The following is a 23,051-nucleotide window of genomic DNA, read 5'->3' as shown; positions in this document are numbered from 1 at the left end:
TGTCTGTTTGCTCCGGCCGCGCTGTCAGCGGCTTTCGGTCACCAGCCGTACGGCCCCGTAACGCAGGTTGCTACCGACAGGCGTCAGGGTCTCTGCCGTCTCGGGAGACTCCCCAGCGACCCCGGTCGCCGGCTCGAAGGTCAATTTCGCCTCCGATATCGTGCCGGTGTCGAGGTTCAGAGTCCTGATCGCGCGTGTCGCCAACAAGGAAACCTCGTAGGTTGCCGCGCCGTGATGGTGATCCGCATCTGCCGTGCCCTTGGAGAAGAAGTCGATCAGACCGAGATACGCCGAGTGGCCGTTCGGAAGGGTCAAATAGACCTTGTAAAGCGCGCCTGGCGTCTCGTCGAAGGTCAGCCCTTCAATAATCAGGATCTTCGGGCTGGGTGGGCCGGACAGGAAGGGGCCTCTCCGAATGGCCTGTTTAGCAGCGGGCGAAAGCGTTAGGGGCGTTGATGAGGGGCCGCGCCCGATCTGTGCAGGTCCTCCAATGAGGTACTCCTCGCGGTCCGTGGTCGTCAGCAGGCCGCCGCCGGGCGGCGGGCTGGTCGGACAGCTACCCATCCGACTGTAGGTGTAGCCGAGCGCCTGGGCATCCAGCATATCAGACACCTTGCGTTCCTTGATCTCGCCGGTCTCATCCGGAAAGCTGTACTTCCGCGCCAACCAAGTCGCGTCCTTTGGAGTCCGATTGGGCCGATCGCGGCGCACCCAACACTCGTAAAGGCGATCGATGTTCGCGTGATGGAGATAGAAGATCGGATCGTTCCCGGCCGTTCCGGGATGTCCCATGAAGGCCGAGCCGCAACCGGCGAGACCAATGGCACAATGGACAGGCCCGTGAGGCACGTCCTCAAGGCGCTCGTTGAAGCCGTCTCCGTCCGCCTGATAGGCACGGCTCGTGAAGGCTACCGCATGGTCAATCACGTAAGGGGCGAGGGCGGTCCCTTCATTGACGGCCTTGCGGCGTAAGCTGACGTATAGCGGATTGGACAGTTTTTGGCCGTTCGGGCCAGCAATGGTGACGTCGCGAAAAGCCTGCGGAAGGATCGCGCTGCGCGTGTAGTCCCAGTAGGGGAGGCGCAGACTGGCATCACCTGCGGCTGCCTGGAGGACCTTCTCGAAATAGTACAGATACATCCGATGCCAAACGATGAAACCGTAGGTTCCGTGCTCGCACTGGCACCAAGTCGACTTCTGATCGGCCGTTACCTGTGAGACGGCTTCGATCGTGCTCATACCGGCCGCTGCTGGGACACTCCCGTAACAGTCGTCTCCGAAATGGGCATGCATGTTTGCCCAATAGGCCCAACTCCGCCGGAAGTTGGGACTATTCGCCGGCTCGTCGTTCCAGGCCATCATTTGGTTCACGCCTCGACGGAAGCTGGCAAGTTCGCTGCCGCTGAGATCGGATATTTCCTTGCGGGCTGGGGTCTGCGCCATCGCCGGAGACGCCGCAAAACTCAGACTCATCACGACCAAGGCCGACAGCTGCGCCAACCCGATTGTGTGACGACGTAGGAATCCGTTGAGCATTGCGACGCCCCCCAAGTGCCTGCAGGCAGGGTGGCACAAAACGAACACGCGTCAAGAGAGTTAACGAAAATCAACAATCAAAGGTTTTGCGAAAGCGTCTAGGGGTTGGTTTCATTGTGCGACGGCGAGGTCTATTCAGCAGCTAGGCAACATCAGAGATTCCATGACCTCGCCGATCGAAGACGCCATCCTCTCCCTGCTCGCCGATCTGCCGCCCGGCAAGAGCATCGACCCGGCCAATGTGGCCAGGATCATCCTGCCGGAGCGCTGGCAGCGGGCGCTGGGCCAGGTGCGGTCGACCGCCGTCGGCATGGCGCGCCAGGGCCAGGTCGTCATCCTGCGCCACAACAAGCCGGCCGATCCCGACAGCTTCAAGGGTGTCTATCGGCTCAGGCTGCCGATGGAAGGCGACGTCATACCGACGAACGACGCCCCCCAAAGCCATGAAGACGACGGGGAAGACGACCAATGATCGTCCATGGCTCGCGCGACAGCCGGATGTTCGGCGGCTGAGACGCGCCCTATCTTCGCCACCGGGTGGCTGACATTCTGAAGCCATGAATCGCCGCCTGCTCCTGCTCAGTCTGACCGCCCTCGGTGGCTGCGCCCCCATGGCCCTGCAGAGCCCGCTGACCCCGACGCCGGAGTTCGCCGGACCCACCTTCGACGGCGACTGGTTTGTCAGCTTCGATGGGGCGCGGCTGGGCGCGACCAGCTGGCCGGCGGTGGGCGAGACCAAGGTCGTGCTGGTCGGCCTGCATGGCATGAACGACTACGCCAACGCCTTCCACATGGCGGCCCCCGACTGGGCCGGGCGCGGCATCGCCACCTACGCCTTCGACCAGCGCGGCTTCGGGCGTTCGGTCGGCCGCGGCATCTGGGCTGGGCGCGAGCTGATGAGCGAGGACCTGCGGGTCTTCGTCGGCCTGGTGAAGGCCAGGCATCCCGGCGTGCCGGTGGTGGTGGCCGGGGAGAGCATGGGCGGGGCGGTGGCCATCTGCGCCTTCGCCTCGGACCGCCCGCCGGCCGCCGATCGATTGCTCCTGCTGGCCCCGGCGGTGTGGGGCTGGTCCAGCCAGCCGCTGCCCAACAAGACCCTGCTGTGGATCACCGCCCGCGTCAGCCCCGGCCAGGCGATCAAGCCGCCCGGCTGGCTGACCAACGTCATCCATCCCTCGGACAACAGCGAGGAGATGATCGCCATGGGCCGCGACCCGCTGATGATCTGGGGCGCGCGGCCCGACACCATCAGCGGCCTGGTCGACTTGATGGAGGCGGCCTGGCGCGAGATCGGGGCGGTGAAGGTTCCGGTCGCCTACCTCTATGGGGCCAACGACCAGGTCATCCCCGAGGCGCCGTCGCGGCAGGCGGCCGCCCGGCTGAAGCCCTCCGACAAGACCGCCTGGTACGCCAAGGGCTATCACCTGCTGATCCGCGACCATCAGCGCCAGAAGGTCATCGACGACGCGGCCAGCTTCATCCTGACGCCCGAGGCGCCCTTGCCATCCGGCATGCCGCGGATTCCCAAGCCGGGAGTGAAGCTTTCCCGCGTTTGAAGGGTTGTGAGGAGAGGCCTTGCGGCGTAGATGGCCCCTCGCGCATCGCTCTTCCCCCAAACGCGAAGTTTCCGGCATGACCCTGTTCGATTCCCCCGCCTTTGAAGGCCATGAAGGCGTACACGCCTTCTCCGATCCGGCCTCGGGCCTGAAGACCATCATCGCGGTGCATTCGACCACGCTGGGCCCGGCCGCCGGCGGCTGCCGCATGTGGCCTTACGAGAGCGCCGAAGCGGCGCTGGAAGACGCCCTGAAGCTGTCGCGGGCGATGTCCTACAAGAACGCCATGGCCGGCTTGGAGCTGGGCGGCGGCAAGTCGGTGATCATCGGCGACGCCCGCAAGGACAAGACGCCGCAGCTGTTCCAGGCCTTCGGCCGCGCCGTCGAGCGGGTCGGCGGCCGCTACTGGACGGCCGAGGACGTCGGCGTCTCGCCGGCCGACCTCGAAGAGGCCCGCAAGGAAACCCGCTACGTCGCCGGCCTGGAGGGCCACAAGGCGGCCTCGGGCGATCCCAGCCCGGTCACCGCCGAGGGCGTCTTCCGCGGCGTGCGCCTCTGCGTCGAGCGCGCCTACGGCCGCGACCTCAACGGCGTCACCGTCGCCATCCAGGGTGTCGGCCATGTCGGCGCCTACCTGGCCGACAAGCTGCACGCCGCCGGCGCCAGGCTGGTCATCACCGACGTCAACCAGGCCTCGCTCGACGCCGTGGCCGCCCGCACGGGCGCCCAGGTCGTGGCGCCGGAGGCCATCTTCGACGTCGAGGCCGAAGTCTTCGCCCCCTGCGCCCTCGGCGGCGCGGTCAGCTTCGACACGCTGGGCCGCCTCAAGGGCCGGGTCGTGGCCGGCGGGGCCAACAACCAGCTGGCCTCGCCCGAGGTCGGCCAGGCGCTGTTCGAGAAGGGCCTGCTCTACGCCCCCGACTACGTCATCAACGGCGGCGGCATCATCAACGTCGCGGCCGAGATCCGGGGCCTGGAAACCGACAGCGCCTTTGACCAGGCCTGGGTGGATATGAAACTCGACCGCCTGGCCCTGACCCTGGCCGAGGTGCTCGATCGCGCCGTCGCCGAGGGCCGGCCGACCCACGCCGTCGCCAACGAGATGGCCCGCGAGCGCATCGCCGCTGGCGCCCGCAAATAGGCCGGCGTAGCGTCCCTTCCGCTCCAGGGAGGGACGTATGAGCAGGCCCATTCACTTCGAAATCCACGCCGAGGACCTCGACCGGGCCTCGGCCTTCTACAGCGCCGTGTTCGGCTGGACCTTCACGGTCTTCCAGCCCGGCTTCTACAGCCTGATCACCACCGGCCCGGACGGCGAGCCCGGCATCAACGGCGGCCTGATCAAGCGCCAGGGCCCGGCCCCGGCCGAGGGTGCGCCGGTGCTGGGCTATGTCTGCACCATCGACACCACCGACCTCGACGCCAGCCTGAAGCTCGCGCTGGATAACGGCGCGACCGAGGCTCTGCCCAAGCATGCGATCCCCGGCGTCGGCTGGCTGGCCTATCTGAAGGACACCGAGGGCAACATCTTCGGGGTCATGCAGCCGGACAGCGCGGCCGCCTAGGGCTTATCGAAGCGGCCAACCATTATAACCCACTCCTCGGCGAGGAGAGGCCATCATGGCCGGCGGTCCTTGAAAGTATTGAAAAAACTGTGCCCGCAGGGTTGGTCCAGGCGCTGCGGACGTGGCCCGCGGCGTTGGTCGCACGGTTGGTCAGCCGTTGGCGGAGGTTGGTCTGATTGTCGTCGGCGGACCTACATCGGGCCGCGCGGTCCGGGTCGCCCGCGCACCGGTGTTCGAAGGCTCAGAAATGCATATGTCTAGACATATTCATCTGGGCTGGGCGGTCTCGGTGACGACTGTGCAGAGGGCCGGGTCGAGGCGGATGCGGAGGCGCTCGCCGACCTGGGGGGCGGTCAGGCTCGGGACATTGGCGATGGCCAGGCTGTCGCCCGCCAGCAGTTTGAGGTCGCAACGGGCGCCGGCGAAGTGGCGCTCGATGACCTGGGCCTCGACGCCATCCGGCGAGATGACGAAGGCTTCGGGGCGGGCGATGACGGTGTCGCCGCCGGGGCCGGCCGGGACCGCGCCGTAGGCGGTGACGGCCAGGCCGCCTTCGATGCGGGCGGCCAGGGCATTGGCCGGGCCAAGCAGGCGGGCGGCGTCGAGGCTGGCCGGGCGCAGATAGCAGTCCTCGGGCGTGCCGCTCTGCAGGATGGCGCCCGACTGCATGAGGGCCAGCCGGTCGCCCATGCGCATCGCTTCCTCGGCGTCGTGGGTGACGATCAGCACCGCCGCGCCGCTCTGGCGCAAGGTCTCCAGGGCGGCGTCGCGGACCTGGGTGCGCAACAGGCCGTCGAGGCCGGAGAAGGGCTCGTCGAGCAGCAGCACCGAGGGGGCGGGGGCGATGGCGCGGGCCAGGGCGACGCGCTGGCGCTCGCCGCCGGACAGCTGGTGAGGGTAGGCCTTGCCGCGTTGCTGGATGTGGGCGCGGGCCATGGCGTCGGCGGCTACCCGCCGGCGCTCGGCAGGGGGCAGGCCGTGCAGACCGAACTCGGCGTTGCGAAAGCCATCGAGGTGCGGGAACAGGGCGTAGTCCTGGAAGACCAGGCCGACGTTGCGCTTTTCGGCGGGGAGGTGGACGTTCGGGCCGGAGACCACCGATCCGGCCTTGAGGATTTCGCCGCCATCGACCGGCTCGAGGCCGGCGATCAGCCTCAGCAGGGTGCTCTTGCCGCAGCCGCTGGGGCCCAGGAGGCAGGTGATGCGGCCGGCGTCGAGCGTCAGGCTGACGCCGGCCAGGGCCTGGACCGGGCCATAGGCGCGGCGGACGTCGCGGACCTGCAGGGCCGGCGTGGGTGAGGCCTGGCGCGAACCGGCGGCGCCGGGCGGCTGGGGAAGGTCCTGGGCGGCGGGAAGGTCGGACACGGGCCCTTACTAACGCCGGTTGGGCGGTGGGGGAACAGCGGTGGGCTACACTCTTCGTTTGGGGATCGAGGCGGCGGGATGTTGGGTCTGGACGCCCCACCGTCCTCCTCACACACCGTCATCCTAGGCCTTGTGCCTAGGACCCACCGTTCAGCCGCCGCGAGCTTCTGCCATGGAGGCGCGGCCGCGCCTCCACTCCACGGTTTGTGCAAGCGGACGCGTGGGTCCTAGGCACCACCGACCCTAGGATGACGGTGTGTTGGAGGGACAGCGGTGGGCTGCCGGCAAGGACGGTGCATGCTGCGCTGCTAATCCCGCGGCATGCCCCGGCGGGCCTTGGGGGCCGGCAGGCGCTTGCCGCCGCTGACGGTGAAAGACAGGCCGAAGACGGTGTCGTCGCGGCTGTAGCCGTAGGCGCCGATCTCGCGCTGGGTGGCGGCGGCGGAGACCTGCATCGGGCCCTTGCGCCAGCCCAGGCCGACCTGGACCTTGCCGTACTCGGCCAGTTTCTCGACCGACCAGCGCTGGCTGGTCTTGCGGCCCTTTTCGCCGAAGTTGAAGCCGAAGGCGTCGCCCGAAGTGGCGGCGAAGGCGAACCAGCGGCCCTTCTTGCTGCGGGCCGGGGAGACATCGACCTGCACGCCCAGACGCTTGGTGTCGAACAGGCGGTTGCGCGGCGCGATCGGCTGGGCCGCCTGCTCCTGGCGGGGCTCGCGGGCCGCGAAGGCCAGGCCGGAGCCGGGATTGAACGGGCTCTCGGTGGTCAGGCTGAGCGAGACCCGGCGCATCGGGTTGAACAGGCCGCGCGGGGTCACGCCGGGGGCCAGCGCCTGGCGCACGGCGGGATGGGCGTAGGCGGCGACGCGCGGCTCGGCATAGCCTTGCGGCGGCGGATCGGCCTTGGGGATGACCCGGGCGAGGATGGCGGCCTGGGCGTCGGGAGCCGGCGGGGCGCTGGCGCTGGCCATCTGGATGACCTGGGCCGGCTTGGCGATGGGCGCCTGGGGCGCGCCGGCCAGTTCGATGATCGGGGCGGGGCTCTCGTCGAAGCGGCTGGTGCGGATCGGCGCGTCCGGATCGTCCGGAACCCGGGCGGAGCCGGAGAAGGCGCCGGCGAAGTCGGCGTTCTTGATCAGGCTGGTGTCGGAAAGGCCGTCGGACCCGGCCCCAGTGACCGAAACGGCCGACATCGCCGCTACCGCTGCGGCGGTCAAGCTGGTCAAGGCAATCCCGGCAACTGGCCGCATTTACGCCCCCGAACACGTCCCCTGGCGCAAACGTTAACGGTATGTCACGGCGGCGCAAGCCCAGTCGCGAGGCAGGCGAGCGCCAGCGGATCACTTTTCGTATCGCGGTTCGCCCGAAAGGGAGATCAATGGGCCGGCCGCCGCTTGGGGACCGGCTTGTCCTCCTTCTTGGTGGCCTCCTTCTCGGACTTCTGGCCGTGCTGCGGCTCGGGCGCGGACTTGCAGAACGCGTCCTTCCAGGAGGGTTCCTGCTGCTGGAAATTGGAGGTCATGGCGCTACTCCCAGGCTTCAGGCGGCCGCCGCCAGATCCTCGGCGGCGGAAACGGTGACATTGACGGTGAGCTCGCTCTTCCCCGGGTCGCCGATCAGCACGCCGCTGACCGGGGCGGCCTCGCGCGGGGTGCGGCTGACGGCGACGGGGATCAGGTCGGGCGACTCCGCCAGGCCGTTGGTCGGGTCGAATTCGGTCCAGCCGAGGTCCGGCAGGAAGACCTCGCACCAGGCATGGGTGGCGCCGACCCCGCGCAGCTTGGCGGCCGGGCTGTGCAGGTAGCCGGTGACGAAGCGGGCGGCGTAGCCGGCCCGGCGCAGCGCCTCGACCATCAGCCAGGCAAAGTCGCGGCAGGTGCCTGCCCGGCCGGCCAGGGTCTCGGCCGGCGACTGCACGCCGGGCTCGTAGCGGGCCTTGTAGGCAAAACCGTCGATTGCCCGGTTGATGCGCAGCAGGAAGTCGATCGCCGGCTCGCCGAGCTGGCCCATCTGCGCCTGCAGCCAGGCGATGACGGTTGGGTCGTCCTCGCTGTCGGGGGCCATGTAGGGGGCCAGGGCGGCGCGGTCGTCGCGGCCATAGACGATCGGCATGGCGGTGTGCGGATTGTCCGGCTGGAAGGGCAGCAGCGGGGCGGGAAAGCGCTCGATGACCAGCTGGCTGACGATGACCAGTTCGGTCGCCTCGCCATGCGGGGTGAACCAGCAGACGCAGTTGCTGTAGGCGTCGTACGTCCAGCGGATGTCGCCGGGCGGGCCGACCGCCAGCGAAGCCTGCTCGACCTTCAGTCCATGGCTGTCACGGGGCCGCAGCAGCAGGCGCTGAGGCCCGAACGCCACCGGCTTTTCGTAGCGGTAGCGGGTTTCGTGCTGGATCATGAGACGCGTCACGGAGACGGAACCGCGTCCAAAGCCTTTGGTTCCGAAGGCTTTTCGCCGTTGGTTCGTTGCGCCAATCGACTTTCACGCCCTTTCTCCTGCCGCTCATCCCGGCGAATGCCGGGATCCAGATCGTAGAGCTCGGTGTCGCGGGAGCGTGCCCTTGGGCACGGCTGTGATTGCCCAATCCAGCCCTCGCCGTGCCTGGAGGCACGAGTCCCGGCCAGTGGTTCCTTATGAACTGGATCCCGGCATTCGCCGGGATGAGCGGATTTGAGGGGGCAGGCCTCAATGTTGATTGGCCGCTAGAGCCCGATGTGGCGCAGGGGCGGGGCTTCCTCGGCCGTTGTGTCCTGGCTGAGGGCCAGTTCGATGCCGTGCAGCAGCCGGGCCGGGGTGATCGGCTTGGAGATGTGGTGGTTGGCCCCGGCCTGGGCCGCCAGGATCAGGTGTTCGTCCATGGCGTTGGCGGTGAACATGGCGATCGGGATCGGCCGGCAGCCGGCGGTCGCCTCCGCCGCGCGGATGGCGCGGGTGGCGGCGAGGCCGTCCATCACCGGCATCTGCATGTCCATCAGGATCAGGTCGAAGCGTCCGGGCCGGAAGATGTCGACCGCCTCCTGGCCGTTGCCGACGATGGTCAGGGCGATGCCCACCGGCTCGAGGATCAGCTGCACCACCCGCTGGTTGGTCGGGTGGTCCTCGGCCAGCAGGACGCGGATCTGGTCCAGCTGGGTTGGGGCGATGGCCGCCGGCTGGACGCCCGTTGTCCCGGCGGCGCGGCGCCGGCGGTAGTCGGCCAGCGACAGGACGCGCGGCAGCGGAATCTCGACGGTGAAAAGGCTGCCCACCCCCGCCTCCGAGCGGGCGGTGATGCGCCCACCCATCAGTTCGGTGAGCGACTTGCAGATGGCCAGGCCCAGGCCCGTGCCGCCGAACTGGCGGGAGATGGAGCCGTCGGCCTGGACGAAGCGGTTGAACAGCTGGGCGGCCGCCTCGGCGTCAAAGCCGACTCCGGTGTCGGCGACCTCGATCCTGATCAGGCCCGTGGTTCCGGCGGCCCCGGGTTCAACGACCTGCACCTGAACCACCACCTCGCCGGCCCCGGTGAACTTGATGGCGTTGGAGGTCAGGTTCGAGACGATCTGGCGAATGCGCACGCCGTCACCCTCGAACAGCCCCTCGGCGCCCTCGCCGTAGACGATGTGGAAGGCCAGGCCCTTCTCGTCGGCCCGGGCTCGCATCAGGGCGGCGGCGGCCTCGATTTCCTCATGCAGGTCGAAGGGCGCGGCCAGCAGCTGGAAGTTACCGGCCTCGATCTTGGCCTGGTCGAGGATGTCGGACAGCATCCGGTCCAGCATCAGGCCGGAGGACTGGACCAGGGCCACCATCTCCCGCTGTTCGTCGGACAGCTCGGTCCGGGCCAGGGCCCCGGCGATGCCGATCACCCCGTTCAAAGGGGTGCGGATCTCATGGCTCATGTTGGCGACGAAGACGCCCTTGGCGGTGTTGGCGCTCTCGGCCAGGTCGCGGGCCGCCTCAAGCTGGTGCTCCAGCGCCTTGCGGCCGGAGATGTCGATGGTCGTGCCGACCATCTGCCAGGGCCGCCCATCCGGGGTGCGGGCCACCAGGCGCGACCGCGAGAACACCCACTTGTACTGGCCATCCTTGCACAGCATGCGCAGTTCGCTGGCGACGTAGGGCGTGTCGCCGCGGAAGTGGGCGGCATGGTCCTCGATCAGCATCGGCACATCGTCGGGATGCACGAAGGCCCGCCAGTTGCCGAGCGGGTTCGGCAGCTCCTCCGGCTCGTAGCCCAGCATGGCGACCCAGTTGCGACTGGCGACCAGGCTGTTGGCGATGATGTCGTTCTCGAAATAGCCGTCGCCCGAGGCCTCGATGGCCACGGCCAGCTTGCGTTCAAGATCGGCGAAGGCGACCTGGCGGTCGGCGAGCTGGTGCAGCAAGGCGCCATGATCGAGCGAGAAGGACCTGGCCGCCAGGGAGGCGACCCCGATCATCACCGGAACAACCAAGGCCGGCCAGGTGATCCCGTAGCCCAGCAGGGGGCCGGCGATGGCGGAAACCGCGATCGGCAGCAGGGTCGACAGCAGCAGGGCGCGGTTGCCGTTGAAATAGACCAGGCTGTTGAGGATCGAACCGCTGATCCAGGTCGTGGCCATCACCGCCCCGAGAGGCGAGCCGTCGGCGAAGCCCATCAGGGACAGGGCCTGGAAGAGGCCGGAGCCGAACAGGTTCAACGCCGAATAGGCCAGCCAGCCGCGAGCCTGCGGCAAACGCAGCACGATGCCGTTCAGCAGCCGCTCGACGGCCACCATCTCCCAGACGACGATCGCCGCGACCCAGGTCAGCGACGCCTGCCAGGGCAGGACGAGCAGGGACAGCGCCGCATAGATCAACGCGAAGGTGATCCGGCTGTAGCGGTTGCCCTGGGCCACTTCCGCCGTCGTGCGGACGTCGAAGGCGAAGCCGGGCGGCTTGGCGTCGCCGGGCGATCCGGGGTGCAGGCCAGTCGTCATTCGAAGACCACCATGCCGGACAGACGCAGGCGCACCTCAGCGGGGCGCGAAAAGCGCGCACGGCGGCTGGGGTGGAGTCTGGTCATGTCCTCGGCGCTTCCTTTTCCGGCACTTTGCGCCGGGGATTGAAAGCGGCCGGTTAACAGGCCCGATCGTCATATCGTCGCAGCCACAGGATGAGCCTGCCCAGGATGAGGCCAGGACTTGTGGCTGCGACGACCGCTGAGGCGGTTGTCAGAGCTTCACCGGCTCCATCTTCGGGGTCAGCAGATGCACCACCCCCAACGCCAGCAGGTAAGCGCTGGCGGCGACGATGAAGATCGGCGTGTAGCTGCCGATCTTGTCGAGCACCCAGCCGGCGTACTTGGCCATGGCCATGCCGCCGAAGGCCCCGACCATGCCGCCGATGCCGACCACCGAGCCCACCGCCGAGCGCGGGAAGACGTCCGAGGGCAGGGTGTAGAGGTTGGCCGAGAAGCCCTGGTGGGCGGCCGTCGCCACACCAATGATCAGCACGGCCATCCAGAGGTTGTCGACGACGGCCCCCAGGCAGACCGGCACCGCCAAGAGGGCGCAGATCAGCATGGCGGTCTTGCGGGCGGCGTTGAGGCTCATGCCGCGCTTCATCATCGCCGAACTCATCCAGCCGCCGCCGACACTGCCGACATCGCTCAGCAGGTAGATGCAGACCAGCGGGATGCCGAAGGTCTTGAGGTCGAGGCCGTGCTTCTTGGACAGGAAGTCCGGCAGCCAGAAGAGGAACATCCACCAGATCGGATCGATCAGGAACTTGCCGAGCGCATAGGCCCAGGTTTCCTTGACGGTCAGCAGCTTCAGCCAGCCGATCTTCTCGACCGGGTCGGCCGGGTCCTGCTCGATCCAGGCCAGTTCGGCCGGCGACAGGGCCTTCTGCTCGCGCGGGCGGCGGTAGACGATCAGCCAGATCGGCAGCCACAGCAGGCCGGCGACGCCGGTGACGACGAAGGCCACCTGCCAGCCCCAGGCCAGCACCAGGGCCGGCACGACCAGCGGGGTGACGATGGCGCCGATGTTGGTGCCGGCGTTGAACAGGCCCGTGGCGAAGGCGCGTTCCTTCTTGGGAAACCACTCGGCCACCGCCTTGATGCCGCCCGGGAAGCCGCCGCCCTCACCGACGCCCAGCAGGACGCGGGCGGCGATCATGTGGCTCAGCGAGCTGACGCCGGCGTGGGCGATGTGGCCGATCTGCCAGATCAGGAAGGCGACCCCGAAGCCCCAGCGGGCCCCGACCCGGTCGATGATCCGGCCAAACAGCAGGTAGGACACCGCATAGGCGGCCTGGAAGTAGAAGATGACGTCGGCGTAGTTGGTCTCGGTCCAGCCGAACTCGGCCGACAGGGTGGGTTTCAGCACCCCCAGCATCTGCCGGTCGACATAGTTGATGACCATCGCCGCGAACAGCAGCGTGCAGATCAGCCAGCGATAATTGCCGACCTTGATGCCCGCTGTACCCGGGGAAGGCGAAGCGCTGTCAGCTTCGGTCGCGCTGCTCATGTACGGTTTCCTCTTCCCCGATCGGCCCCGCCGGTTTCGCCCGGCATAGGATTTCACCGAAAGTCCCAAAGTCGATACGCGCGGTCTGCCCCGCGACAATGTCATGCACCCCGGTCACCGCCCCGGTGGTCACCAGGTCGCCGGCCTTCAGCGGCCGGCCGCGGGCGGCGCAGTGGCCTAGCAGCCAAGCCAGGGCCTCGGCCGGGCCGTCTGGCAGGTCGGCGGCCGAGCCGGTCCCGACCCGAACGCCGTCGATGAAGGTCTGGCAGGTCAGGCTGGCGAAGGGCCGCGCCCGCCAGCCGTCGATGGCCTGGCCGAGGATCAGGCCCCAGTTGTTGCCAAAATCGCTGGCCACGACCAGCGGGCCGAGAATGTTGATGGTGGCCAGCGGGCTACCGGCGGTCTCGACGCCGACGAACAGGCCATCGGCCAGGGCCAGGGCCTCATCGGCTGTCCAGCTGGTCTTGTCGGTCGGGGCGTCGGCGCCCAGGCGGTAGATGAACTCGCCCTCGACGGCCGCGAAGCCGCCTTCGAAGACGGGAAAATCGAGCACCTCGCCGGGGCGGGCGATCCACAGGTTGCGGGCGAACACCGGGCCGGCGACCCGCGCCTCGCCAAGCTGCGCCTGCAGGTCCGGCGCGATGCGGCCGACCTTCCAGCCGACCGGCGTCTCGCCCCATTGGGTGAGCGCCTCATCCTGGATGGCGTAGGACCCGGCAAGGTCCGCCGGGATGTCGCCTGGGAAGCCGGGCAGGGCTGTGCCCGCGCGCCGGGCGGTCGTGAATTCCCGGGCGATGTCGGCGCTGACGTCGCCGGTCGCGTTGCTGGCCGCCGAACCCTTCAAGCCGATGGTCCTCCCCCGAAGCTTTCTTCGCCGTTGCCGGCGCCCCATTGTCGGGGTCGGGATTGTCTCTAGAGGAAACCGGTGTCATTTTCAATCCGCAGGCGGCGAAAAGGCCGTCGCGATGACGTTTCGGGGAGTGAAAGCGGTGTTGAAACAAAGACTTGCCGCCATTGTTTTGGGTTTTGCGGCCTGTTTTACGCCCTTCAGCGGCGTCGCGGCGCAGATGGCCGGGGCGGCCCCTGAGTCGGCGGTCGCGCCGCTGGCCTTCCCGGGCGCGCAGGGCTGGGCGGCGAAGACCCCGGGCGGCCGCGGCGGCCAGGTGATCAGGGTCACCACCCTGGACGCCGACGGCCCTGGATCCTTCAAGGCGGCGGTCGAGGCCAAGGGGCCGCGCATCGTCGTCTTCGAGGTCGGCGGCGTCATCGACATGGGCGGCAAGACCCTGACGATTCGCGAGCCCTTCCTGACCATCGCCGGCCAGACCGCGCCCTCGCCGGGCGTCACCCTGATCAAGGGCGGCATCGACCTGGCCACCCACGATGTCGTCGTCCAGCACATCCGCGTGCGGCCGGGGGAGGCGGGGGCGGCCAAGAAGAGCGGCAAGGACTTCGACAGCATCTCCACCCAGGGGATCAGCTACAACATCATCGTCGACCACTGCAGCCTGACCTGGGGCACCGACGAGAACCTGTCGGCCTCGGGGCCGCGATTCGTCGGACAGACGCCGGACGACTGGCGGGCCGGGACGTCGCGCGACATCACCTTCTCGAACAACATCATCGCCGAGAGTCTTCGGTACTCGACCCATGCCAAGATCGAGCATTCCAAGGGCAGCCTGATCCACGACAACATCACCGGCATCCTGATCGTCGGGAACCTCTACGCTCACAATTTCGAGCGCAATCCGATGTTCAAGGGCGGGGTGCGCGGGGTGGTGGTCAACAACCTGATCTACAATCCCGGCCAGCGGGCCATCCACTACAACCTGATGGCCGAGGAGTGGGGCGACCATCCCTGGCAGGTCGGCCAGCTGGTGGCGGTCGGCAATGTGCTGCGCGGCGGCATGGATACGGCCGAGCACCTGGCCTTCCTGGACATCGGCGGCTACGGCGACCTGGAATTCTACGGCAAGGACAACATCGCCGTGGACCGCTATGGCCGGCCGTTGCCGATGTTCGGCCGCTACACGACCAGCCCGGCGAAGATCATCCAGAAGAGCAGGCCGATGCTCTGGCCGCCGGGGCTGAAGGCGATGCCGGCCAGCGCCGTGCAGCAGGCGGTGCTGGGGGGTGTCGGGGCCCGGCCCTGGGACCGCGACGCCAACGACGTACAGCTGATCAGCGACACGGCCGAGGGGCGCGGCCAGATCATCGACAGCGAGAACGACCTGCACGGCTATCCGGGTCCCAAGCCGACGGCGCGGCCGTTCAACCCGGACGACTGGAACCTGTTCGACATGACGCCGAAGCGGCCGGACGTGCTGGACGCCGGAGCCAAGGCGAAAGGGACTTGAGGGGGGACCTAGGGTCACTCTTCACCTGACGCCGTAGTTGCCGTAACGGACTTCCAACAACCGTTTGGGAGGCCGCCATGGCGCTCGATGCCGAAACCCGCGACCAGCTGGTCGATACCGTCCGCCGGTTCGTGACCGAGCGGCTGCGACCGCTGGAAGCCCAGGTGGCCGAGGCCAATGCGATCCCGGAAAGTGTCATCGGCGAGATGCGCGATCTGGGCCTGTTTGGCCTGTCGATCCCCGAGGAATACGGCGGCCTCGACCTCTCCATGGAGGACGAGTGCCTGGTGATCTTCGAGATGGGCCGCACCAGCCCGGCCTTCCGCTCGGAGTTCGGCACCAACGTCGGCATCGGCAGCCAGGGGCTGGTGATGTTCGGCAACGATGACCAGAAGGCCAAATGGCTGCCCGGCATCGCCGCCGGCACGACGGTGACCAGCTTCGCCCTGACCGAGCCGGAAGCCGGCTCCGACAGCGCCGCGGTGCAGACCCGGGCCGTCCTCGACGGCGACGCCTATGTGCTGAACGGCTCCAAGCGTTACATCACCAACGCCGCCAAGGCTGGCCTCTTCACGGTCATGGCCCGCAGCAATCCCGAGGTGAAGGGCGGCGGCGGGGTCAGCGCCTTCCTGGTGCCATCCGACCTGCCGGGCATCACCGTCGGTCCGCCTGAGAAGAAGATGGGCCAGCACGGCGCCCAGATCCACGACATCACCTTCGACAATGTCCGGGTGCCGGTGGAGAACCGCCTGGGCGAAGAGGGCGAGGGCTTCAAGGTGGCCATGCAGGTGCTCGACAAGGGGCGGCTGCACATCGGGGCGCTCTGCGTAGGCGTGGCCGAGCGGTTGATCGCCGACTGCGTGGCCTACGCCGGCGAGCGCAAGCAGTTCGGCCAGGCGCTGAGCAACTTCCAGATGATCCAGGCCATGCTGGCCGACAGCAAGACCGAATGCATGGCGGCCAGGGCGCTGGTGCTGGAAAGCGCCCGTAAGCGCGACAGCGGCGAGCACATCGTGCTGGAAGCGGCGGCGGCCAAATACTACGCCTCGGAGATGGTCGGCCGCGTCGCCGACCGGGCCGTGCAGATCTTCGGCGGCGCCGGCTATGTCGCCGACTACGGCATCGAGCGGCTGTACCGCGACGTACGGATTTTCCGCATCTACGAGGGCACCAGCCAGGTGCAGCAGCTGGTCATCGCGCGGGAGACGATGAAGCGGGGGGGGTAGGGGACAAACGCTGTCCCTTCTCCCGCTCGTCGGGAGAAGGTGGCGGCGAAGCCGACGGATGAGGGCTGCGCCAGCCTTCGAAGGTTGGCGCAGCAAAACTCATCAACCGTCGGTGCTGCCCTCATCCGCCCCCCTTCGGGGGCCACCTTCTCCCGACAAGCGGGAGAAGGGAGCGGTCAGAGCACATGCACGTACACCTCGTTCTCCTTGATCCGATCCCCCTCCAGGATCACCAGATCGAACCCACGCATCCTCGTCACGCCGTCCGGCATGGCGATGTCGCAGTACCAACGGCCGCAGAAGCCGCCCTCGATCGGCCACACCGCGTCGGGCGTGTAGGTCATCGGCGGCGTCGCCCCGAACAGGCCCTCCAGGTACGCCTTCAGCGCCGCGTGGCCGGTGAGGCCGGCGGCGGTGTTGCTGTCTTTGTACAGGCAGTCCTCGGCGTAGAAGCCGAGCAGGGCGGTGACGTCCTTGGCGGTCCACGCCGCCAGCCAGCGGCGGTTGAAATCCTCGATGTCCATCAGGCCTCCCCCAGCACGCGGGCCATGTGGGCCTCGGTGAAGAGTTCGGCGGGCAGGGTCTCGGGACCGGCCATGACGGCGAAGCCGTGGGCGCCGAGCATCGGGTCCTCCGCCGTGCGCTCGAAGTGGTGGCGACGGCGGGCCTTGGGGCCTTCGCCGAACTCGGCGTCGAGGCCGGAGGTGATCTTCGCCGCCAGCCGCAGGCGACGGAGGCGTTCGGCCCGCTCCTCGGCATAGGGGGCGAAGTCCCAGTCGTCGGTGGCCAGGATGTCGCTGACGATGCGGACGTCGCGGTAGGTGATGGAGAGGCCAAGGCCAATGATCGGGTCGTTCCAGCCGGCGGCGTCGCCGATCAGCACGACGCCCTCGGCGTAGGGGGTATCGGTCCAGCTGTCGTTGTTGAAGTAGCTGAGCAGGGGGCCGGCCGGTGTGGCGTCGGCGACGGCCTCGTTGAGCGGACTGCACCGCATGCGGAAGGCGTCCAGGAAGGCGCGCGGGCCGTCCGGCCCGGCGAAGCGGCGCTTCTGCTCGAGGCTGTAGCTGCCGTAGAGGCGGATGCGGCCCTGGCCTTGCGGGAAGACGAGGAAGGCGAAGTCGCCCTCGGTGCCGATGGCCTGCAGGTCATCGGGCCAGCCCTGGGCGTCCTCGACCAGCAGGCCGGCGAACCAGTGGTGCGGCCGGTCCTGGTGCAAGGTGACGCCGGCCCATTCGCGGACCTGGCTGGTGCGGCCGTCGGCCCCGACGATCAGGCGGCAGGAGACGGTTTTTTGGACGTCATCGTGGAGGTAGGTGACGGTGGGCGCCGGGCCCGGCTGGATGGCGGTCACCCGGGCGCCGCGCAAGCCCTTGGCGCCCCGGCGCACGGCCTCGTCGAACAGGGTCTGGCAATGGTGCGGATTGCCGATGGCCAGCGGTCCAGGCACGTCCGGAATGAACATCGACAGCGGCAGGGTGCGGGCCTCGGCCTCCTCAGGCGTCCGGCTTTCGTCATAGGTGACGTGGCGCGCCAGGTGATGCCCGCCGGCCGCCATCAGCACGTCGTACAGGCCGACACGCCTGGTCTCCGCCACGCCCCAGGGCGCGATCCACTCACCGCGTACCCGGTCTTCAAAAACTTCGCTCTGCTCGAGCAGCAGCACGTCGACGCCGCGCCCGGCCAGCACCGCCGCCAGGGCCGAGCCGCCGATGCCGCCGCCGACGATGACGATCTCGTGGTCCATCCGCTGTCTCCCGTCTGGGCGCGTCTTGCCGCACGCCGCTGCGTGAAACCTAGTCCGCCCGTGGGGCGGGGCAACGGTGACTTGGCGTCAGCTGCGTCGCTTTCCCGGCCGGTAGGTCTCGGCGACATGCCCCTTGAGCTGCTCCTCGGTGAACCAGACGGGCTTGAAGCGCATGGCGGCGAACAGCGGGGCCTGGTCGGCGTAGTGTTTCGAGCGCGCATCGAGGGTGGCCGAGCCGAACTGGTGGACGCTCTGGCTGGAGAGCTTCCCGGCCTTGTCCCATTCGACGATCATGATGAAGGTGTCGCCGGCCACGGCCGTCAGACGGCCGTCCTTGCCGGGCTCGCCGTAGATGGCCCGCAGGGTGTCGGGGCCGCCGTCGACCGGCAGGTTCACGTCGCCGCGCACCAGCCGGTTGACCTCGCCCCACTCGGGATCGATGCGGCCGAAGTGGGTCTTGAGGTTGGCCATGGTCTGACGCACGGCGGCCGGCGGGGCAGGGCGCGGCCCGCCGTCCTCGGGATCGACGTCGACGGCCCAGGCCGTGCCGATGGCCAGGGCAGCGGCGCGGCTTTGGCGGTCGGCACGGAAGTCCCAGCCGCGCAGCAGGGCCTGGGCGGCCTTGAGGTCGGCGTCGTCGCCGGCTTTCAGGGCCAGCACCTCGCGCACGATGGCCGCCACCCGCGACCGCGGGCTGTAGGCGACGTCGAACTTGTAGGCCTTGAACTCCTCAGGCGTGATCGACGCATCCGCCCCGAAGGTCTCCAGTTCGCGCCAGGAGCGGTTGGTCATGTCGGTCTGGATGCCCATCGAAGGCGCGAAGCCGCGCGGGTCGAGACCTTCGCCGTCCGGCGTGGCGCGGAAGGGGGTGTTGTTGGCGTTGAACACCAGCCCTCCCTTGGGGCTCCATAGCTGGGGCACGCGATCGAAGGGCAGATAGCCCTTCCAGATGAGGTCCGATCGGTCGCCGGGCAGTTCGCCCTGCCAGTCGACGCTCTTCACGTCCGGCCGGTTGGGGAACAGGCCGTTGTAGACATAGGCGATCGTCCCGGAGCGGTCGGCGTAGATGTAGTTGATGCTGGGCAGGGCCTGCAGCGCCATCGCCGCCCGCCACTCATCGGCGGTATGGGCCTGGTTCAGCCGCCAGTACTGCAGCGGCTGGCGCACCTCGTCCATGCCGGCGAAGCGCAGGGCGAAGAGGCCGGCCTTGGTCTGCATCACCGGCCCATGGACCGAGCGCAGGACGGGCTTCTTAACGGTGATGTGGAAGGGACCCCACAGCTTGACGCGCAGCCTGGCCTCGGAGCGCTCGAAGTCCTTCCAGGCGCCGTCGAGGCGGTACTGGTTCTTGTTCTTGGGGTTGGTCACAAGCCGATAGGTGTCGATCAGGTCCGGCTTGTTGACCGTATTGGCCCAGCCGAGGTCGGCGTTGTGGCCATGCAGCATGAAGGGCGAGCCCGGGAAGAAGCCGCCGGCCACGTGCCAGCCCTCGCCGCTCTCGACCACCGCCTCATACCAGGCGACCGCGCCGGTGAAGGGCTGGTGGCTGTTGACCAGCAGCCGCGTGGCGCCGTCGGCCGAGCGGGACGGGGCGATGGCGACGCCGTTCGAGCCCTTGGGCATGGGATCGGCCGGCAGGTCGTTCAGCCGCTTCAGCTCGGCGTCGAGGCCGTAGAAGAAGGGCGTCTTGAAGACGAAGCCGGCGGCGATGTCCTTGCCGCTGACCGGCAGCAGGCCGGGGGCGACCTCATCGGGATGCTGGGCGCCATAGAGGTTGATACCGTCGGCGTAGCCCTCGAGCACCGCCCGAACATCGGCCGGCAGCTGTTGCTCGTAGCCGGCGTCGACCGCCTTCCAGACTCCCAGCAGGCTGACGATGTAGTCGGTCGGCGCCGCCTTCAGCCCGCTCCGGGCCGCCAGCTTGCCGCGGGTCGCCAGGGTGACGTCCTGGATGGTGGCGAAATCGTCCTCGGCATGGGCGAAGGCCAGGCCGAAAGCGGCGTCGGCGTTGGTCTTGCCCAGGATGTGCGGCACGCCCCATTCGTCGCGGCGGATCTGGACGTCATAGCGCTCGGCCCGGGCAATGAGGGCGGCGGTGTCGGCCTTGGCCGGCTGGTTCGGCAGGTCAAGCAGCAGCAAGGCCCCGGCCGCCAGAATCACAAGTGCGATGAGCCCGATCAGGCCCCTGACGATCCAACGCATCCGCTTCCCCCGCTTTTTCGCGATCCTATCGGGCCCCGGGCGGGTTGGCGAATGTCCGCTTGCGGACATGCTCCCCTAGGGCAACCCCTGACAGTTTCATCACTTTTGCCCCTTTCGCCTTGCCCCACGCCCCCTGGGCGGGCTAGGCAGGACCCGCGCAAGGGCGTGCACAGGGGCCACATCAGAGGGCATCCGGCGCGTCAAAGTAACAAAAATGGAGGACGCCGGTGATGGACGGCGAAGTCTCGATTCCAGGCCTCGACGAGGCTCCCACCAACCATGCCAAGCTTGTGGCCTGGGTGCGCGAAATCGCCGCCCTGACCAAGCCGGCAGCGGTGCACTGGTGCAACGGGTCGGACGAAGAGTTCAAGCTGCTCACCGACCGCCTGGTCGAGCTGGGCACCCTCAAGCGTCTCAATGCGGAGAAGCGGCCTAACAGCTTCTACGCCGCCTCCGACCCGCGCGACGTTGCCCGCGTCGAGAGCCGCACCTTCATCTGCTCGCAGCAGGAAGCCGACGCCGGCCCGACCAACAACTGGTCCGAGCCGAACGCCATGCGCGAGCGGCTGAACGGCCTGTTCGACGGCTGCATGGCCGGTCGCACCATGTATGTCGTGCCCTTCTGCATGGGCCCGATAGGCTCGCCGATCAGCGCCCTGGGCGTCGAGATCACCGACAGCGCCTATGTCGCCATCTCGATGCGGGTGATGACCCGCATGGGCAAGCAGGCGCTCGACATGATGGGGGCCAACGGCTTCTTCGTGCCGGCCGTCCACACGCTGGGCGCGCCGCTGGCCGAGGGCGAGGCCGATGTGCCGTGGCCCTGCAACGAGGAGAAGTGGATCGTCCACTTCCCCGAGAGCCGCGAGATCTGGTCCTATGGCTCCGGCTACGGCGGCAACGCCCTGCTCGGCAAGAAGTGCTACGCCCTGCGCATCGCCAGCGTCATGGCCCGCGACGAGGGCTGGCTGGCCGAGCACATGCTGATCCTCAAGCTGACCAGTCCCAAGAACCAGGTGCGCTACGTCGCCGCCGCCTTCCCCAGCGCCTGCGGCAAGACCAACCTGGCCATGCTGCAGCCGACCATCCCCGGCTGGAAGGCCGAGACGGTCGGTGACGACATCTGCTGGATGCGCTTTGGCCCCGACGGCCAGCTGCGGGCCATCAACCCGGAAGCCGGCTTCTTCGGCGTCGCCCCGGGCACTGGCATCGGCACCAACAAGAACGCCATTGACGCCCTGAACCGCGACTGCGTGTTCACCAACGTCGCCATGACCCCGGACGGCGACGTCTGGTGGGAAGGCCTGACCGACGAACCGCCGCCCGCCCTGACCGACTGGCGGGGCGAGGCCTGGACCCCGGCCTCGACCACCCCGGCCGCCCACCCCAACGCCCGCTTCACCGTCGCCGCCCACCAATGCCCGGTGATCGCCGACGAATGGGCCGACCCGGCCGGCGTGCCGATCAGCGCCATCCTGTTCGGCGGCCGCCGGGCCAGCGCCGTGCCACTGGTGACGGAAGCCTTCGACTGGGAGCATGGCGTCTTCCTGGCCTCCAACACCGCCTCCGAAGGCACCGCCGCCGCCGAGAACAAGGTCGGCGAGCTGCGCCGCGATCCCTTCGCCATGCTGCCCTTCTGCGGCTACAACATGGGCGACTATTTCAGCCATTGGCTGAAGGTCGGCGCTAACGCCGATCCGGCCAAGCTGCCGGGCATCTATTTCGTCAACTGGTTCCGCAAGGACGGCGGCAAGTTCGTCTGGCCAGGCTATGGCGAGAACAGCCGCGTGCTGAAGTGGATCTTTGAGCGGCTGGAAGGCGAAGCCGAAGCGGTCGACACCGCCATCGGCCGCCTGCCGGCCAAGGGCAGCCTCGATGTCTCGGGCCTGGACCTGACCGCCGATCAGCTCAACCTGCTGCTCAGTGTCGACGCCGATGTCTGGCGCGAGGAAGCCGCCCTGATCCCGGCCTTCTACGAGCGCTTCGGCGACCGCATGCCGGCCGCCCTGTGGGGCCAGTACGAGGCGCTGATGACGCGGCTCGGGACCAGGGCCAAGGACGGCGAGCGCGAGCTGGCGCTGGCCTAGGGCCAGACCACGAGAAACGATAACGGGCGGCCGAAGGGCCGCCCCTTTTTCATGTCAGTTCCATTTGTCGGTCGGCGGGCGCTCGCGCAGGCCGTTGTTGCGGGGCACGTACGAGGATGCCTGTGGCTTCCTCGGCCTCTTTTCGGTCAACCCACCGTAGCGGTTCTGAATCCTGACTGACGCCTTGCGGCCATAGCTGCGATCGACCAAGAGGACGATGGCGCTGTACATCTGCCTGATCTTGTCCTTCTCGGCGGCCATGATGCACAGCCTCACGCTGCCATCGGCCTTCGGTGATGTCTCAATATAAGAGGTGATCTCACGGCTCTCGCCGAGCCAGGTCTTGATGCGGTTATAGGACCGGGTGTCGATCTTTCCGGCCTTGGCCTTATAGTCGAGCGTGACATCGCAGCCGGAGCGGGGCTTCTCGGCCGCGCCGACGCCGGAAGGCGGAGCGCCGAGCACGAGCACAGCGACAACAAGACCTGCAAGACTCAAGACACGCCCCCCGACGTCGGTTCGGTTTGACCCTAACCCGGCCCGCCCCTGGTGTGGAAGTGGCCGCCGGTCTTGCTGAGCGCGGTGATCGGGGCCTTCTTGCCCTCGACGGGGAGCAGCTTCACCACGCCGGTGAACACCGGCTTGATGGCGGCCGGCGAGGTGGCGGTGACACAGACCGTGCGCTCGCCTTCGCGGCCCCATGGGGTGACCTTCACCTCGGCGACCAGGTCCTTGTGGCCGGCCAGCCAGGTCTCGACGCGGGCGTAGGCTTCGCCGTCGATGCCCATGGCGTAGCTACCGAAGGAGATGGAGACGTCGCAGCCTTCACCGCCTGGGCCGGGAGAGGGCGGCGGCTCGGCGCCGCTGTCGGTGGCGCAGGCGGTCGCCAGAAGGGCGGTGGCGGCGAGGGCGAGGAAGGGTTTCATCGGATGGCTCCTGTTTGCCG

The 23,051-nt window shown here is 68.3% G+C and carries 20 protein-coding genes; 7 read left to right on the top strand and 13 right to left on the bottom strand.

Going from position 1 to position 23,051, the window contains the following annotated elements:
* Window positions 1–24 precede the first annotated feature (24 nt).
* On the bottom strand, window positions 25–1,536 hold the full coding sequence (locus tag AC1RSK_RS16505) for a tyrosinase family protein (RefSeq protein WP_492908677.1): 1,512 nt from the start codon (window positions 1,534–1,536) through the stop codon (window positions 25–27).
* Between the two features lie 163 nt (window positions 1,537–1,699).
* Between AC1RSK_RS16505 and AC1RSK_RS16500 the strand changes: the two genes are divergently transcribed.
* From AC1RSK_RS16500 to AC1RSK_RS16485, 4 genes are all read left to right on the top strand, one after another.
* Complete coding sequence (locus AC1RSK_RS16500) at window positions 1,700–2,008, top strand: DUF3253 domain-containing protein (protein WP_492908676.1); 309 nt, start codon at window positions 1,700–1,702, stop codon at window positions 2,006–2,008.
* 85 nt (window positions 2,009–2,093) lie between these two features.
* Window positions 2,094–3,092, top strand: a complete 999-nt coding sequence (locus tag AC1RSK_RS16495) for an alpha/beta hydrolase (protein ID WP_492908675.1) — start codon at window positions 2,094–2,096, stop codon at window positions 3,090–3,092.
* A 76-nt stretch (window positions 3,093–3,168) separates the two neighbouring features.
* Entirely contained in the window at window positions 3,169–4,233 is a 1,065-nt protein-coding gene (locus AC1RSK_RS16490; protein WP_492908674.1) for a Glu/Leu/Phe/Val dehydrogenase dimerization domain-containing protein, read from the top strand.
* A 37-nt stretch (window positions 4,234–4,270) separates the two neighbouring features.
* Complete coding sequence (locus AC1RSK_RS16485; RefSeq protein ID WP_492908673.1) at window positions 4,271–4,657, top strand: VOC family protein; 387 nt, start codon at window positions 4,271–4,273, stop codon at window positions 4,655–4,657.
* 267 nt (window positions 4,658–4,924) lie between these two features.
* Here AC1RSK_RS16485 and AC1RSK_RS16480 read toward each other — a convergent pair whose 3' ends face one another.
* The 7 genes from AC1RSK_RS16480 to AC1RSK_RS16450 all read right to left on the bottom strand — a co-directional run bounded on the left by AC1RSK_RS16480 (window position 4,925) and on the right by AC1RSK_RS16450 (window position 13,333).
* Window positions 4,925–6,022, bottom strand: coding sequence for an ABC transporter ATP-binding protein (locus AC1RSK_RS16480; RefSeq protein ID WP_492908672.1), 1,098 nt, complete (start codon window positions 6,020–6,022; stop codon window positions 4,925–4,927).
* A 308-nt stretch (window positions 6,023–6,330) separates the two neighbouring features.
* A complete protein-coding gene (locus AC1RSK_RS16475) occupies window positions 6,331–7,245 on the bottom strand; it encodes a hypothetical protein (RefSeq protein ID WP_492908671.1) in 915 nt (304 codons plus the stop codon).
* Window positions 7,246–7,394: 149 nt separating this feature from the next.
* On the bottom strand, window positions 7,395–7,541 hold the full coding sequence (locus tag AC1RSK_RS16470; protein ID WP_492908670.1) for a hypothetical protein: 147 nt from the start codon (window positions 7,539–7,541) through the stop codon (window positions 7,395–7,397).
* 17 nt (window positions 7,542–7,558) lie between these two features.
* Complete coding sequence (locus AC1RSK_RS16465; protein ID WP_492908669.1) at window positions 7,559–8,416, bottom strand: transglutaminase family protein; 858 nt, start codon at window positions 8,414–8,416, stop codon at window positions 7,559–7,561.
* A 305-nt stretch (window positions 8,417–8,721) separates the two neighbouring features.
* Window positions 8,722–10,956: a PAS domain-containing hybrid sensor histidine kinase/response regulator gene (locus AC1RSK_RS16460; protein ID WP_492908668.1), complete on the bottom strand. Its 2,235-nt coding sequence runs from the start codon at window positions 10,954–10,956 to the stop codon at window positions 8,722–8,724.
* A 234-nt stretch (window positions 10,957–11,190) separates the two neighbouring features.
* Window positions 11,191–12,489: an MFS transporter gene (locus tag AC1RSK_RS16455; protein WP_492908667.1), complete on the bottom strand. Its 1,299-nt coding sequence runs from the start codon at window positions 12,487–12,489 to the stop codon at window positions 11,191–11,193.
* The gene (locus AC1RSK_RS16450; protein ID WP_492908666.1) at window positions 12,467–13,333 is read right to left on the bottom strand and encodes a 2-keto-4-pentenoate hydratase; all 867 of its coding nucleotides are present in this window, start codon (window positions 13,331–13,333) and stop codon (window positions 12,467–12,469) included. The genes AC1RSK_RS16455 and AC1RSK_RS16450 overlap by 23 nt, the downstream gene beginning before the upstream one ends.
* Window positions 13,334–13,481: 148 nt before the next feature.
* Between AC1RSK_RS16450 and AC1RSK_RS16445 the strand changes: the two genes are divergently transcribed.
* Both AC1RSK_RS16445 and AC1RSK_RS16440 read left to right on the top strand, forming a co-directional pair.
* Entirely contained in the window at window positions 13,482–14,846 is a 1,365-nt protein-coding gene (locus AC1RSK_RS16445) for a pectate lyase family protein (protein WP_492908665.1), read from the top strand.
* Between the two features lie 77 nt (window positions 14,847–14,923).
* A complete protein-coding gene (locus AC1RSK_RS16440) occupies window positions 14,924–16,072 on the top strand; it encodes an acyl-CoA dehydrogenase family protein (protein WP_492908664.1) in 1,149 nt (382 codons plus the stop codon).
* Between the two features lie 176 nt (window positions 16,073–16,248).
* On the opposite strand, the gene AC1RSK_RS16435 is transcribed toward AC1RSK_RS16440, so the two are convergent.
* From AC1RSK_RS16435 to AC1RSK_RS16425, 3 genes are all read right to left on the bottom strand, one after another.
* A complete protein-coding gene (locus tag AC1RSK_RS16435; protein ID WP_492908663.1) occupies window positions 16,249–16,596 on the bottom strand; it encodes a YybH family protein in 348 nt (115 codons plus the stop codon).
* Window positions 16,596–17,816, bottom strand: coding sequence for an FAD-dependent oxidoreductase (locus AC1RSK_RS16430; protein WP_492908662.1), 1,221 nt, complete (start codon window positions 17,814–17,816; stop codon window positions 16,596–16,598). Before AC1RSK_RS16430 ends, AC1RSK_RS16435 begins: the two co-directional genes overlap by 1 nt.
* An 87-nt stretch (window positions 17,817–17,903) precedes the next feature.
* Window positions 17,904–20,018 carry an acylase gene (locus AC1RSK_RS16425; RefSeq protein WP_492908661.1) on the bottom strand — a complete coding sequence of 705 codons (2,115 nt, stop codon included), beginning with the start codon at window positions 20,016–20,018 and terminating at the stop codon, window positions 17,904–17,906.
* 230 nt (window positions 20,019–20,248) lie between these two features.
* Here AC1RSK_RS16425 and AC1RSK_RS16420 point away from each other — a divergent pair, with 230 nt between their 5' ends.
* Window positions 20,249–22,105 (top strand): phosphoenolpyruvate carboxykinase (GTP), encoded by a 1,857-nt coding sequence (locus AC1RSK_RS16420; RefSeq protein WP_492908660.1) that lies wholly within the window; start codon window positions 20,249–20,251, stop codon window positions 22,103–22,105.
* A 54-nt stretch (window positions 22,106–22,159) separates the two neighbouring features.
* On the opposite strand, the gene AC1RSK_RS16415 is transcribed toward AC1RSK_RS16420, so the two are convergent.
* Window positions 22,160–22,603 carry a hypothetical protein gene (locus AC1RSK_RS16415; protein WP_492908659.1) on the bottom strand — a complete coding sequence of 148 codons (444 nt, stop codon included), beginning with the start codon at window positions 22,601–22,603 and terminating at the stop codon, window positions 22,160–22,162.
* 32 nt (window positions 22,604–22,635) lie between these two features.
* Entirely contained in the window at window positions 22,636–23,031 is a 396-nt protein-coding gene (locus tag AC1RSK_RS16410; protein WP_492908657.1) for a hypothetical protein, read from the bottom strand.
* Window positions 23,032–23,051 lie beyond the last annotated feature (20 nt).

Source organism: Caulobacter sp. GW821-FHT11A05 (assembly GCF_058809015.1).
The sequence above is the reverse complement of the archived record's forward strand: the minus strand, read 5'-3'. Positions and strand labels throughout refer to the sequence as shown.

Bases quoted from the DNA above. Each gene is read 5' to 3' on its own strand.
- AC1RSK_RS16505 (WP_492908677.1), bottom strand. From the start codon at position 1,536: ATGCTCAACGGATTCCTACGTCGTCACACAATCGGGTTGGCGCAGCTG.
- AC1RSK_RS16500 (WP_492908676.1), top strand. From the start codon at position 1,700: ATGACCTCGCCGATCGAAGACGCCATCCTCTCCCTGCTCGCCGATCTG.
- AC1RSK_RS16495 (WP_492908675.1), top strand. From the start codon at position 2,094: ATGAATCGCCGCCTGCTCCTGCTCAGTCTGACCGCCCTCGGTGGCTGC.
- AC1RSK_RS16490 (WP_492908674.1), top strand. From the start codon at position 3,169: ATGACCCTGTTCGATTCCCCCGCCTTTGAAGGCCATGAAGGCGTACAC.
- AC1RSK_RS16485 (WP_492908673.1), top strand. From the start codon at position 4,271: ATGAGCAGGCCCATTCACTTCGAAATCCACGCCGAGGACCTCGACCGG.
- AC1RSK_RS16470 (WP_492908670.1), bottom strand. From the start codon at position 7,541: ATGACCTCCAATTTCCAGCAGCAGGAACCCTCCTGGAAGGACGCGTTC.
- AC1RSK_RS16465 (WP_492908669.1), bottom strand. From the start codon at position 8,416: ATGATCCAGCACGAAACCCGCTACCGCTACGAAAAGCCGGTGGCGTTC.
- AC1RSK_RS16460 (WP_492908668.1), bottom strand. From the start codon at position 10,956: ATGACGACTGGCCTGCACCCCGGATCGCCCGGCGACGCCAAGCCGCCC.
- AC1RSK_RS16455 (WP_492908667.1), bottom strand. From the start codon at position 12,489: ATGAGCAGCGCGACCGAAGCTGACAGCGCTTCGCCTTCCCCGGGTACA.
- AC1RSK_RS16440 (WP_492908664.1), top strand. From the start codon at position 14,924: ATGGCGCTCGATGCCGAAACCCGCGACCAGCTGGTCGATACCGTCCGC.
- AC1RSK_RS16435 (WP_492908663.1), bottom strand. From the start codon at position 16,596: ATGGACATCGAGGATTTCAACCGCCGCTGGCTGGCGGCGTGGACCGCC.
- AC1RSK_RS16430 (WP_492908662.1), bottom strand. From the start codon at position 17,816: ATGGACCACGAGATCGTCATCGTCGGCGGCGGCATCGGCGGCTCGGCC.
- AC1RSK_RS16425 (WP_492908661.1), bottom strand. From the start codon at position 20,018: ATGCGTTGGATCGTCAGGGGCCTGATCGGGCTCATCGCACTTGTGATT.
- AC1RSK_RS16420 (WP_492908660.1), top strand. From the start codon at position 20,249: ATGGACGGCGAAGTCTCGATTCCAGGCCTCGACGAGGCTCCCACCAAC.
- AC1RSK_RS16410 (WP_492908657.1), bottom strand. From the start codon at position 23,031: ATGAAACCCTTCCTCGCCCTCGCCGCCACCGCCCTTCTGGCGACCGCC.